The organism is Micromonospora sp. WMMD708 (assembly GCF_049315245.1).
Classification (GTDB): Bacteria; Actinomycetota; Actinomycetes; order Mycobacteriales; family Micromonosporaceae; genus Micromonospora; species Micromonospora wenchangensis.
The window spans coordinates 4,433,771-4,446,685 of the sequence record NZ_CP186060.1 but is presented as its reverse complement, the minus strand read 5'-3'; the positions used below and the strand labels follow the sequence as shown (position 1 = coordinate 4,446,685).

Here is a 12,915-nt window from a genome sequence, read left to right as displayed (position 1 = left end):
CGAGGTGTCGACCCGTGAACACCGTGCTCTCCCAGTTCCTGATCGGGGTGCCGACCGCCACCGCGATCTGGTCCCTGCTGCTCGTCCTCGCGCTGACCGGCCTCGCCGTCCTGGTCGCCCGTCCCGAGCGGGACCGGGCGACCGACGCGACCCCCGTCGTACCACCGCCGGACGCCCCACCCCCGGTCGCCGACCTGCGGCGGTACGCCGAGGAGGTGGCCGTCGCCGCCGCCGGGGCGGCCCAGACCGCCCGCCGTCACCGGACCGCCTGGCTGGCCGCCCAGGACACCCTGGAACGGGCCTGGCAGGCGTACGACGAGGCCGAGACGGCCGCCCGCCGGTTCGTCGGCGCGGGGACGCTGCCCAGCCCGCGTACCCCCCGGACACCCGCCGAGTACGCGGGCCGGGAGCGGTGGCTGCACCAGGAGGCGGTGGCGGCGCACTGGCGGGGCGAGTTGTCGGTGGAGCGGCTGCGGGACGTTTTCGCGCACCGCGACGGTTGGGACCCGCGCCGGCACCCCGTCGAGCACGAGGTGATGCTCGCCCGGGCGGTCCGGGAGGACAGGCGTGCGGCGTACCGGGCGGCGGCCTGGCGGGAAAGCGTCGCGTGGCGGGACGCCGAGCTGGCCGCCGAGGCCGCCCGATCCCTGGCCGCCGAGGCGTACGCGGCGGCGCAGCGGGTGCGGCCGGGCCGGGTCCCGCTGCCCCGTACCGCGACGTCGGCGGCGACCCGCCCCACGCAGGCCGCCCGCTGGCACCCGGCCCGGGTCGGCTGACCACCCCGCGACCGCCGCTCCCGGCCTGTCCCGGCCCGGCCCGGCCCGGCCTGTCCCGGCCCGGCCCGGCCCGGGGTGATCGACACAACGACGCGCAAATGGCGGTGTCCACCCCACGTTGACCCCGCAACTTCGGCCCCGTTGCGGCCCCAGGGCCCCAGGGCCCCAGGGCCCCAGGGCTCCGGGGCCGTGCGGGCGGGGGTCTCGGGGGTCGAATTGTTATCCAGCTCCGGTGTGGGGGGCGTCACGGCCGGGGAAAATCGGACAGGCAGTCACAGGCGGTCACATCGACTTCGATGATCATCGGAGGTTGCGGTCGGGTTGTCCGGTTGTCGCCATGCCGGGGTCCGACGACGCTTCGTCCCCGGGGCTGGCCCTCGCTGCCCGAGTGCCCCGCAAAGAAGCCGACCCGACGATGTTTACGCAGCTCACGGGGCTTGGCGGGAGGGAGGGCGGCCAGTAGTGTCGCTGCGGTCCGGTGCGGTTTCCGATCGCAGGAGGCGACGCCGCACCGACCCGCTCAATCGTGCACGTCACGAACCGGGGACCCACACGCACCACCTGGGGTGAATCTCCGGGCCACGGCCCGGGGTAGGGCGATCTTCCCGCCCGAATCCGTCAGCTAACCCGGTCGGCGGCAGCGGAAGGAGTTTCATCCTCGTGCAGCATGACCCCACCCTCTCGGTGGTTCCTCCACCTCGGTGCCGGGGTGCCGCCGGACCGTCGCGCCTGACGCGCTGACCCGGCCGTCCACCCCGCCGCCCGACCCCGGTCGGGCGACCCGCCGACCCGTCCGGCTCCCCGCCGGGCGGTCCCTGCCGAACGAGCGGCGCAACACCCGATCCGCGCGTGGCGTACCCGCCGCGTGCCGATCCGGCGTGCCCGGCCGCCTCGCCCCGTGGAGGAACACCCCGTGAAGCACCACATGAAGCGTCAGCTCCGCCGGCTGGGCGCCCAGCGCCCGTACCGGATGGTCGCCGGCTCGGCGGCGGTCCTCGTCCTGGCCGCCGGTGGCACCGCCCTGGCCGCCGGGGTCGACGACGCCCCGACCGACCAGCGCGCCACCGCCGTGGCCGAGGCCGCCCCCCGCCTCGACGACGTCGCCAGCCGTGCCCAGGCCCGGGTCACCGTACCCGCCCCGGCCAGCCCGTCGGCCACCCCTTCCACCAGCCCCTCGGCGAGTCCCACCCCGTCGCCGCACGTCACCCGGGCCAAGGCCCGCGCCACCGCCGACCCGGACCTGATCCGCAAGGCGACCCCGAAGCCCCCCTCGTCGAAGGTCCTGCGCTACGACTACCAGGCCCAGATCACCTACTACTACTGCGGCCCGGCGGCGGTACGCAACGCGCTCAGCGCGGCCGGCATCGAGCGCGGCCAGGACGCCCTCGCCGCCCAGTTGGGCACCACCGAGATGGGCACCAACTCGGCCGAGGACACCACCCGGGTGCTCAACGCCGTGGTCAAGGGTGACCCGTACCGGACCCGGATGTTCGCCGGCACCCCCAGCGACGCCCAGATCGAGCGGCTGCGGGCCGACGTGGTCGCGGCGGTCACCGACAAGCGGGCCGTGGTCGCGAACGTGGCCGGGGACGCCACCGACCTCGACGGCGGCTGGCACTCCTTCCCCGGTGGCCACTACGTCGCCGCCGTGGGCTACCGGGACAACGGCCGCACCGTGCGGATCGCCGACTCGGCCGACCCGTCGCTGCCGGCCTACTGGGTCAGCGTGACCACCCTGGCCAACTGGATCGCCACCCGGGGCTACTCCGCCTGACCGAGCCACCCCCACCCGCCCCGGCCGCCCGCGGCCGGGGCGGTGCTCGTCATGGGGCCGATGTAGCGGTGTCAGCGGATCCGGATACCGCAACATCGGCCCAAGAGGCCACCGCCGGGTCAGGCCCGGGGCGAGAGGACCGTGGCGCCCCGCGGGGCCGGCGGGGTCCAGCCCGGCTCCAGCTCGCGGCGGGCGGCGTCGAGGAAACCGTCGGCGTACGCGTCGGCGGGGAAGTCGCCCAGGTAGCGGCGGCGGGTGTCCCAGCGGGCCGCCGCCAGCGGGTCGGTGTCCAGCAGGCCGGTCAGCACCTCGTCGAGGTTGGCCATGTCCCGGCGCAGCACGTAACCGGAGCGGGCCAGCGGGAACCGGGTGAGGAACTCGTCGCCGTCGACGCCCAGGTCGGTCACCGCGTACGGCTTGCCCGAGTAGAGGTAGTCGGAGATGACCCCGGAGACGTCGGATACCAGCGCGTCGGAGCGGTTGACGCAGTCGGTCAGGCTCAGCTCACGGCTGGCCGCCGCACCCCACAGGTGCTGCCGGCCGGTACGGGTCCGGTCGGCGGCGAGCAGCTCGGTGAGCCGGGCCAGCTGCCGGGCCGAGGTCGGGTTCTGCCCGGTGTATGGGTGGGCCCGCAGGATCACCGTGGCCCCCCGGTCGAGCAGCGCGCGCAGCAGCGGCTCCGCCACCGGCAGCGAGCAGTAGTTGGCGTCGGCGTGGTGGCCGGTCCAGGTGGGGGTGTAGAGCACGGTCGGGGCGGCCGGCGGGCGGGCCTCCCGGCGTACCTCGATGGCTTCGACCTGCGGACGGCCGACCACGACGAACTTCTCGGCGGGGATCTCCACGCCGGCCCGCGCGTACCGCTCGATCGCTGCCGGACCGGCCACGAAGATCTTGTCGAAGATGGCCGAGACCGGGTTGGCGCTGGGGGCCTTGTCGCTGTCGCCGTGGTGCAGTTGCACGTGGGTGAGCTGGGTGAACCGGATGCAGTGGCTGTTCTTCGCCCCGTGGTTGACGTAGAAGGCCACCCGCAGGCTGGGCACCAGCGCCTCGTCCATCGCCTTGAGGGTGGGGCAGTAGACCACCGGGGCGCTCGTCGCGGCGGCGATCGTGGGCAGGTACTCCGGCTCCCGCAGCAGCACCAGGAACGGCCGGCCGAGCCGCTCCAGGTAGGGCAGCCACATGGTGACCTGGTACTCCGAGCCGGGCGGGGCGGAGAAGTAGAGCAGGAACTCCGGCTGGTGCGCGCGCAGCGCCCGGGTCACCGGGCCGCCCCCGCCCGACGGCCGGAACCGCCGCCGGGCCAGGTCCAGGCCGACCGCGCCGCAGCCGGCCGCGACCACCAGCACGACGGCCAGCGCGACCACGGCGGGCAGGGCGAACGCGGCGGCCACCGCCACCACCGCGAGCAGCCCCAGCAGGATGCCGTCGAGGCGGGCGGCGACCAGCGGGGTCCACGCCCGCACCGGCAGGTTCGCCGCCCGGATCTCCAGGTTGCCGGCGTCGCGCAGCGGCCCCACCAGCAGCACCAGCCCCAGCAGCACCAGGGCGGTGAGCGCCAGCACCGGGTCGAACCCGTCGTCGAGCCGGCGGGCGTGGCCGACCAGGATGCCGGCGGCCAGCAGCACCGTCTCGGCGACGATGTCGGCGTCGGGGCGGACCCGGCGTTCGTAGCCGGCGGCGACCAGCGCGGCCACCGCCAGGGCCAGCCCCCAGCCGGTCGCGCCGGTGAGCGCCACCACCAGGAAGGCGAGCACGGCCAGGCCGGTGGTCAGGCACCGCGCGATCAGTTTCCTGACCAGGTCACCACGCATGTCGTACGTCTCCGGGGTCGGGTCAGCCGGCGTCGACGCCGCTGGGCAGCCGGTCCTGCTCGGCCGCGGTCGGCTGGGCGGGCACCGGGGCCGCCTCGCCGGGGGCCCGCCGGACGTCGATCACCTGACCGGTGAGGTCGGAGATCAGCACGTCGAGCGAGGACTGGGCGACCGTCTCGGCGGCCAGCAGGGTGTGCTCCGGCTCCTCGCCGAACGCCTTGGTGCGCATCGGGGTGGCGGTGCGCTCGGGGTTGATGCAGTTGACCCGGACGCCGTACTCGGCCCACTCGTCGGACAGCGCCTGGGTCAGGTTGACCAGCGCCGCCTTGGTCGACGAGTAGAGCGCGTACTGGGCCCGGCCCCGGGTGTACGAGCTGGACGTGTAGAGCAGCAGCTGCCCCTTGGTCTGCTGGAGGTACGGCAGCGACTGCCGGGCGGCGATCACCGGCCCGACGAAGTTGACCTGGAGCACCCGGTCCATGGTCTCCTCGTCCATCTCGGCCAGCGCGCCCTTCTCCAGGATGCCGGCGGTGACCACCACGTGGTCGATCCGGCCGGTGGCCTCGAAGGCGGTCTTCAGCGCGGCCTCGACGTCGCCGGCCTGCTCGACGTGGGTGCCGGTGCTGGAGCGGCTGAACGGGAAGACCTGCGCGCCGTAGCTGCGGGCCAGCTCGGCCAGGTCGTGCCCGATGCCGTAGCTGCCGCCGAAGATGACGATCGTGCGTCCGGCCAGCTCCTCGGTGTAGCTGCGGTGCGACAGCCGGGGGGCCTGGGCGGCGGCGAGCTGGAAGAGCTTGTCGGCGAGGTGCACGTCGACCGGGTGGGTGACCTTGATGTTCTCGTCCGAGCCGTCGATCACCTTGATCGGGGTGCCGGGCAGGTAGCGCAGCACCACGCCGCAGTCGTCGGTGGCGGCGAAGTCCGGGTCGCCCTCGGCCCGCCGGTACGCCTCCCGGATGGTGCCCGAGCGGAACGCCTGCGGGGTCTGCCCCCGGCGCAGCCGGGACCGGACCGGGATGTCGGTGATGCACTCGTCCTCGTCGACCTGGATGATCGTGTCGGCCGAGGGGATGGCCACGTCGACGGCCGAGTAGCTCCACAGCGCGTTCACGCACTCGCGGACGATCCGGGCGCTGACCAGCGGGCGGACCGCGTCGTGGAAGAGGATGTTGACGTCACCGTCACCGACCGCGTCCAGCGCGATCCGGGTGGTGGCGTTGCGGGTGTCGCCGCCGGAGATGACCTTGCTGACCTTGCGGAAGCCGGCCTTGTCGACGATCTGCTGCGCCTCGGCGACGTGCCCGGCGGCCATCAGCACGATGATCTCGTCGATCTCCGGGGCGGCCTCGAAGACGGCCAGGGTGTGCTCGATGATCGGCTTGCCGGCGATCTTCAGTAACTGCTTCGGGATGCCCAGGCCCAGCCTGGTCCCGGTGCCTCCGGCCAGCACCACCGCCACCGTCCGCGAGGGCCGCCACGGCGCCGGGGTCTCCGGTGTGGCGTCCGGGCCAGTGGTGTGGTCCTGCGTCATTGCCGATCCTCACTCTCGGGGGATGTCTGCACGCGTCCCGGGGGTCGCCCTGAACGGAAGATTGCGCCAGCGTGGCGACGGGATGAACCTTAACGCGCGGACCGCGCCGCCCCAACGGGACGACGCGGTCCGCCGGGCGTCGAGTCGATGCGGTACGCGCGCCCGGAATACTACTTGCCGTTGGCGAATGCCTCGTACGCCCGGATCACCTCGTCGGTGGGCCCGTCCATCCGGATCAGCCCCGACTCCAACCAGATCGTCCGTTCGCAGGTGTCCCGCACCGAGGAGAGCTGGTGGCTGACCAGGAAGACCGTGCCGGCCCCCTCGCGCAGTTCCCGCACCCGCTGCTCGCTGCGCTTGCGGAAGCCCTTGTCGCCGGTGGCGAGCGCCTCGTCGATCAGCAGCACGTCGTGCTTCTTGGCGGCGGCGATGGAGAACCGCAGCCGGGCGGCCATGCCCGAGGAGTACGTCCGCATCGGCAGGCTGGCGAAGTCGCCGCGCTGGTTGATGCCGGAGAACTCGATGATCTCCGGGGTCATCCGGGCCACGTCGTCGGGCTGCATGCCCATCGCCAGGCAGCCCAGCGTGACGTTCCGCTCACCGGACAGGTCGTTGAGCAGGGCGGCGTTCACCCCGAGCAGGGACGGCTGGCCCTGGGTGTAGACCGCGCCCCGGTTGACCGGGAGCAGCCCGGCGATGGTGCGCAGCAGGGTCGACTTGCCGGAGCCGTTGCTGCCGATCAGGCCGATCGCCTCACCCCGGTAGGCGGTGAACGACACCCCCTTGACCGCGTGCACCTCCTGGATGTTCGGCGCGGAGGAGCGCTTGACCAGCCGGCGCAGCGCGGCCACCGGGGTGGTCCCGCCCCCGGCGCCCTTGTGCACCCGGTAGATCACGTGTGCGTCGTCGACCACCACGGTGGGGATCCGCTCGACGACCCGGGGCAGGGTCACTGTGACGTCGTTGGACGTCTCGTACCGGTCATCCACGGCCGTACTCCTGTTCGCCGCGCCAGAAGTAGACGTACCCGGCGATGCCACCCAGCACCGCCCAGCCGAACGCCACCAGCCAGAGTTGGGTCACCGACTCGTTGAGCAGCGGCGCCTGCTCCAGCAGGGCGTACCGGGCCAACTCGATGTAGACCAGGATCGGGTTGAACTGGATGAGCGTCGAGGCCCACTCCGGCAGCCGGTCGAACAGCTTGACGCTGTAGAGCACGCCGGAGCCGTACATCCAGGTGCGCAGGATGAACGGCATGACCTGCTTGAGGTCGCTGGCCTTGGAGCCCATCCGGGCGACCACCATCACGATCCCCGCGTTGAACAGCGCCTGCAGCAGCAGTGCCGGGGGCAGCATCAGCCAGGCCAGGGTGATCGGCTCGCCGGTCACCAGGACGATGCCGACCAGCACGATCATCGAGGCCAGCAGCTGCTGGAACTGGGTGAGCGTGGCGGCCAGCGGCAGGCAGGCCCGGGGGAAGTGCAGTGCCCGGATCAGCCCCAGGTTGCCGCTGATCGACTGGGTGCCGGCCAGCACCGCGCTCTGGGTGAAGTTGAAGATGAACAACCCGGTGGTCAGGTACGCGATGAAGTTCGGGATGGTGTTCTGCCCGAGCACCACGCCGAAGATCAGGTAGTAGACGGCGGCGTTGGTCAGCGGGGTGAGCACCTGCCAGATCTGGCCCAGCTTGGCGTTGCTGTACGAAGCGACCAGTTTGGCGTTGGCGTACGCGGCGGTGAAGTGCCGGTAGGCCCACAGTCTGCGGCTGTACTCGGTCAGGGAGGGGCGCTCACCGGCGACCCTCAGTCCGTGCCGAGCGGCCAGCTGCGCCTGGGTCAGGCCCGTTTCGGGGTCGACCAGCGCGGTGGTGGCCATGGGAAGGGCGCTCCGATCTTTCGTACCAACGGGATGCGCGCGACGATGGGGATCCGTGGGTCGGCGCGGTGCCGGGGCAGCCTCGTCGCTGCGTGGACGGTAGTCCAAAACACGTCGGGACGCAACCGTACCGTCGTTGCGCTACATTGGCCCCCGTGACAGGTGCGAAGAGTCCCCGATGACCAGCGACAAGAGGCGTCCGCCGGCCGGTGCCGCGGTGCTGCGGGGCGACATCACCAGAGCCATCCGCCGTGCCCTGATGCAGGAACTCGCCGCGGTCGGGTACGGGCGGCTCTCCATCGAGGCGGTGGCCCGCCGGGCCGGGGTGAGCAAGACCGCGATCTACCGGCGGTGGAACTCGAAGCTCGACCTGGTGATCGAGACCGTGGTGGCCGCCGCCGGCAACAAGCTGCCGGCGCTGGACACCGGCAGCCTGCGCGGCGACCTGACGCTGCTGTTCCAGGTGATCGCCCACGCGCTCAGCCATCCGCTGGCCTCGCAGATCATCCCCGACCTGCTCGCCGAGGCGGCCCGCAACCCGACCATCGACGCCACCCTCCAGCAGCTCCTGCGGGCCAAGCAGCAGGAGATCGGCGGCCGGTTGATCGGCCTGGCGGTGCAACGCGGCGAACTTCCCGCCGACACCGACGCCGACGCGGCCGTCGACCTGATCGTCGGCCCGCTGTACTGGCGGCTGGCCATCGCGCGTACCCCGCTCACCCCGAGCTACCTGGATCTGCTGGTGGAGTCGGTGGCGGCCGGGTTGACCGCGAACGGCACCGTGCCCCGCCAGCGGGAGCCTTCGGTAGGGTGAGTGACCGTGTTCAGCGGCCGCGTGCCGTCGAAACTGACCTGAGGGAGCGCCGGTCGGGCTCTCCCCGCCCATCCGGGAACATCCCGTGCCGACACCAGGGTGGCCGCCCGGTCCGAGCACGGAACAACCAGAAGGACGGCTCGTGACGGAAGTCGAAGTCGCTGTTGGGCCACCCGCGCCAGCCGATAGAGGACGGGAGCCGACGTCCGGAACGGGTTTCCTACGTCGGTTCAACGCCTTGGTGTCGGCCGCGCCCGTCGTCCTCACCGATGCCGCCGTCGTCGGCTTCGCCCTGTGGACGATGCTCTACCACCTCAACCTCGTGCTGGGTCTCCGTCCCTCCGTCGTGTTCGTCGCCTGGGTGCTCACCCTGCCGGTGGCGGCCTACGTGGGCTGGCGGGTCGGTCGTCGCCGCCGGAACACCGGGCGGCCCGCGCACGAGGCGGAGGCGACCGGTGTGCCGGCAACGGCGGCCGACCGGGCCGCACCGCTCCGTCGCTACGCGCTGCCGATCGGTGCCGGCATCGGTGCGGCGCTGTTCGCCGCGCTCGGCACCGGGCCGCTGAGCTGGTGGCTGGCCGTGGTCCTCGGGGTGGTGGCGGTCGTCTCCGGCTGGGCGTCGTCGCGGCGGTCCACCGAACCGGGTGACCCCGTCCCGGGCGGCCCTGCCCGGACCGGTACGACGCCGGCACAGGCGTACGTGGTGATGCTCGCCGCCCTGGCTGCTGCCGTGTTCTCGACGTTCATCGCCCGGGTCTCCCTCGACGACGTCTTCTACGTCGGCAAGTCGGTCTGGGTGGCCGAACGCGATCAGATCCCCTACCGGGACTTCCTGTTCACCGAAGGGGTCCTTCCGGCGGGCTCGGCGAACCCCCCGGTCCCGTCCTTCGAGGTGTTCGTCGGGGCGCTGGCCCGCGTCCTGCACGTGCATGCCGCATCGACCACCTGGTACATCGTGCTGCCGCTGCTGGCGATCTTCGCGGTCCTGGCCCTGTGGCGGCTGGTGCAGCGCTGGGCCCCGCGTCGGCCGTTGCTGGTGTTCGGCGTGGCGTTGACCTACATCGTGCTGGTGGCCGGATACCCGGACGCGCTGAACACCTACCATCTGCCCCGGTTGACGCAGGGCAAGAGCGTCTTCGTCCACGCGCTCATTCCGCTCGCCTGGGTGTACCTCACCGACTTCCTCGAAACCCGCGCGCGGCGGTCGTTGGTGTTGCTGGGGCTGCTGTCGGTCGCCGCCGTCGGGCTGACGACCACCGCGGTCATCCTGTTGCCCCTGTTGGCGGTGGCCGCGGTGTCGATGCTCGTCCTGACGCGGCGGTGGCGTGACGCGGCGCTGTGCTTCGCCGCCGCGTCGACGTACCCCCTGCTGGTGGGGGTCGGTGCGAGATTCGCCAGCGGCGGCCTCGACGAGGCGGTGGCGACCTACATCGAGCTGCGGCCGCTGCGCACGATCTACGAGCTCACCCTGTGGTTGGGGATCCTCGGCGTCATCGCCGGCATCGCCATGTGGTGCGGGCCGGTTCTGCTCCGTCGTGGCGTACCACGGGTTCTGGTCGCCGGGGCGGCCCTCACCGTGACGCTCCTGCTAATCCCGGGGGTGGCGGCCACCGCAGGCGGCCTGACCGGGCTGACGGCGGTGCTGTGGCGGATCCCGTGGATCGTGCCGGTTCCGGCGCTCGTGGGCATGCTGGCGGTGCTCCGCCCACCCCGGTGGGGCGTACTGAACCGGGTGCTCGCCGTCACTCTTCCCGTCGTCCTCGTGCTCGCCTTCGCCGTGTACGGGTCACCCATGTGGACGGCGAACGTCGTCCAGGCCGAGCCGAGTTGGCGGATGCCCGAGACCCGCAAGGACGTGGCCTTCTGGATCACCCGGCTCGACCGACCGCCGGGTCTGGTGCTCGCCCCCACACCGGTCATGCGTGCGCTGCCGCAGGTCACCACGCGGGTTCGGGTGGTGATGGCGCGTGACCTCTACCTCACCGACTACGACATGGAGAGCCAGTTCTCGCAGGACCGGCTGCTGCTCGGCAGGTTCGCCGACGGCACCGAGGCGGTGCCGGTGTCCGATGTGAAGGCGGCGATGGGCCGGGTCGGTGTCAGCGTGGTGTGTGTGTGGAAGAACAACCGGGCGGTCGTCGACGCGGCACCGACGTTGGGCATCGAGCGGTTCGCCTCCAGGAAATCCCCCGGCGGGATGTACTGCTACCGCAGCAAGGAGCCGGTCACACCGGTCGGCGGTCCCTGATCCCCGACACGAGGAACGGACGCCGGAGCGTTGCCGACGGGCGATTTGGTCGGAATGCCAAGGGATACCCGGGCGGTACCCACTCGTTCCTTCGCGTTAAGGTCGCAGTCACGTCGGCGTGGCGGGACCGTCAAGGTGGCTGTCTGCGCCGACCCGGTGCGAGCACCCTGGGCGACGTGTCCGCCTCGACGTCCAGGCCCCGGCCCCCGCCCCCGCCCGTCATCGATCTCGTAGGGAGCGTCCCCCTTGTTCGGCTCGTTACTGGAACGCACCGGCACCGCCGCCCGAGGCGCGCTGCTGGTGCTGTCCTACCTGGTCATGCTCGTCGCGGGCGGCTTCGGATGGGTGGCCCTGTTCGCCGTGGCCGGGCTGGCCGCCGTCGTCGGCGAGTTCGCCGTCACCCGCTGGTCGCCCCCCTCGGAGACGCTGCTGGAGAAGGTCGGCCTCAACCGGGGCTACCGGCAGCTCAGCCGCGACCTGGCCAGCGTGCTGCTGGTCGCCGCCACGGTCCCGCTCACCGGGGTCGAGCTGACCTGGCTGCTGGTGCTGCCGGCGGCGGTCTGGGTGACCGCCGTGTTCTCGGGCGCACTCAACACCATGATCGACAGGCGTAACCCGGTCTCCGCGCTGGTCCGCAACATCGAGCTGGGTCCGATCCGCTCGGCCCCCCGCCCGCCCGGATGGGCCGCCGCCCTGGCCGGCGTCCCGCTCGCGGTGCTCAACGTGCTGTTGATCCCGGCCGCCGTGGTCGCGGCCGTCCGCACCGACGTCACCGTCATGCTGGCGGTCGCCGCGCTGGCCGCCGGGCTCGCCGCCCTGGTCGGCGCGGTCGTCGCGGTGACCTGGCTGCGCGGGCGGGGCACCGGCAAGAGCCCGGTGCTGCCGGTGCTCCAGCGCTGGATCGACGGCTACCGTCCCGAGGTCGCGCTCTACTTCGCCGGCCCGGCCAAGGACGTCTACCAGGCGAACATGTGGCTGGCCCCGACCGAGGCGCTGCACCAGCGGGCGGTCGTGCTGATGCGCAGCAGGGAGGCGTTCTTCGAGCTGGCCGACACCCGGCTGCCGGTGATCTGCGTGCCGACCGGCCCGGACTTCATGAACCTCGAACTGGGCACGGTGCGGGCCGCCCTCTACGCGGCCAACGTCGGCGCGAACATCCACATGCTGCGCGAGCCGGGCATGAAGCACGTGTTCGTCGGCCACGGCGACAGCGACAAGCAGGCCAGCGTCAACCCGTACAGCAAGGTGTACGACGAGGTGTGGGTCGCCGGCCTGGCCGGCCGGGAGCGGTACGCGCGGGCCGCGGTCGGCGTCCGCGACGAGGACATCGTGGAGATCGGCCGGCCGCAGCTCGCCGGGGTGCACACCTTCGGCGGGACCGCCCCGGACCGGCCGTTCACCGTCCTGTACGCCCCCACCTGGGAGGGCTGGCTCGACGACGACCCGTACCACACCTCGCTGGTGCTGATGGGGGAGCGGATCGTACGGGGGGTGCTCGCCTCGCCGCAGGTGCGCCTGGTCTACAAGCCGCACCCGCTGACCGGCTCCCGCTCCAAGGAGGCCCGGGCGGCGCACGAGCGGCTGGTGTCGCTGATCCGGGCCGCCGGCGGTGACCCCGACTCCGGTTCGTTGGACGGCCCCGGGCACCGGGTGGTCACCGGCCGGGTCCCCGCCCTGTTCGACTGCTTCAACCAGACCGACCTGCTGATCAGCGACATCTCCAGCGTGGTCTCCGACTTCGTGCAGAGCCAGCGGCCGTACGTGGTGGCCAACCCGAGCGGGCTGCCGGAGGACGAGTTCCGGCGCGAGTTCCCCACCTCCCGGGGGGCGTACCTGCTGTCCCGGGACTGCGGCGAGCTGGAGAAGATCGTCGCGGTGACCCGGGCCGGCGACGACCCGATGACCGAGGCCCGGCGGGAGCTGAAGACCTACCTGCTCGGCCCGGCCGAGGCCAACCCGATGGACCGGTTCCAGGAGGAGATCGGCCGGCTCTGCCGCTGACCGACCAGGCCGCGGGACCCGGGGCGGACGCCCGCCCCGGGTCCCGCGTCGTTTCCCGGGCGGCTGGTGACGGCCCCCGGTGACC

At 72.5% G+C, this 12,915-nt stretch carries 9 protein-coding genes and 1 riboswitch; of the genes, 5 read left to right on the top strand and 4 right to left on the bottom strand.

Annotated elements, in window-relative coordinates:
• Positions 1 to 14: 14 nt before the first annotated feature.
• The gene (locus tag ACN260_RS19760; RefSeq protein ID WP_422752500.1) at positions 15 to 776 is read left to right on the top strand and encodes a hypothetical protein; all 762 of its coding nucleotides are present in this window, start codon (positions 15 to 17) and stop codon (positions 774 to 776) included.
• Positions 777 to 1,283: 507 nt separating this feature from the next.
• Positions 1,284 to 1,428: riboswitch (cyclic di-AMP (ydaO/yuaA leader) on the top strand.
• A gap of 273 nt (positions 1,429 to 1,701) precedes the next feature.
• On the top strand, positions 1,702 to 2,550 hold the full coding sequence (locus ACN260_RS19755) for a C39 family peptidase (RefSeq protein WP_422756762.1): 849 nt from the start codon (positions 1,702 to 1,704) through the stop codon (positions 2,548 to 2,550).
• 119 nt (positions 2,551 to 2,669) lie between these two features.
• Here the strand turns inward: ACN260_RS19755 and ACN260_RS19750 are convergent, their stop codons facing one another.
• The 4 genes from ACN260_RS19750 to ACN260_RS19735 all read right to left on the bottom strand — a co-directional run bounded on the left by ACN260_RS19750 (position 2,670) and on the right by ACN260_RS19735 (position 7,767).
• Positions 2,670 to 4,361, bottom strand: a complete 1,692-nt coding sequence (locus ACN260_RS19750; protein WP_422752499.1) for a CDP-glycerol glycerophosphotransferase family protein — start codon at positions 4,359 to 4,361, stop codon at positions 2,670 to 2,672.
• A gap of 22 nt (positions 4,362 to 4,383) precedes the next feature.
• Positions 4,384 to 5,892, bottom strand: coding sequence for a D-ribitol-5-phosphate cytidylyltransferase (locus ACN260_RS19745; protein ID WP_422752498.1), 1,509 nt, complete (start codon positions 5,890 to 5,892; stop codon positions 4,384 to 4,386).
• Between the two features lie 170 nt (positions 5,893 to 6,062).
• Entirely contained in the window at positions 6,063 to 6,881 is an 819-nt protein-coding gene (locus tag ACN260_RS19740; RefSeq protein ID WP_422752497.1) for an ABC transporter ATP-binding protein, read from the bottom strand.
• The gene (locus tag ACN260_RS19735; protein ID WP_422752496.1) at positions 6,874 to 7,767 is read right to left on the bottom strand and encodes an ABC transporter permease; all 894 of its coding nucleotides are present in this window, start codon (positions 7,765 to 7,767) and stop codon (positions 6,874 to 6,876) included. Before ACN260_RS19735 ends, ACN260_RS19740 begins: the two co-directional genes overlap by 8 nt.
• A 178-nt stretch (positions 7,768 to 7,945) precedes the next feature.
• On the opposite strand from ACN260_RS19735, the gene ACN260_RS19730 reads away from it, so the two are divergent.
• The 3 genes from ACN260_RS19730 (at position 7,946) to ACN260_RS19720 (ending at position 12,830) form a co-directional block, all read left to right on the top strand.
• The gene (locus tag ACN260_RS19730) at positions 7,946 to 8,581 is read left to right on the top strand and encodes a TetR/AcrR family transcriptional regulator (RefSeq protein WP_357932920.1); all 636 of its coding nucleotides are present in this window, start codon (positions 7,946 to 7,948) and stop codon (positions 8,579 to 8,581) included.
• Between the two features lie 241 nt (positions 8,582 to 8,822).
• Positions 8,823 to 10,829, top strand: a complete 2,007-nt coding sequence (locus ACN260_RS19725; protein WP_422752495.1) for a DUF6077 domain-containing protein — start codon at positions 8,823 to 8,825, stop codon at positions 10,827 to 10,829.
• Positions 10,830 to 11,075: 246 nt separating this feature from the next.
• Entirely contained in the window at positions 11,076 to 12,830 is a 1,755-nt protein-coding gene (locus ACN260_RS19720) for a CDP-glycerol glycerophosphotransferase family protein (RefSeq protein WP_422752494.1), read from the top strand.
• Positions 12,831 to 12,915 lie beyond the last annotated feature (85 nt).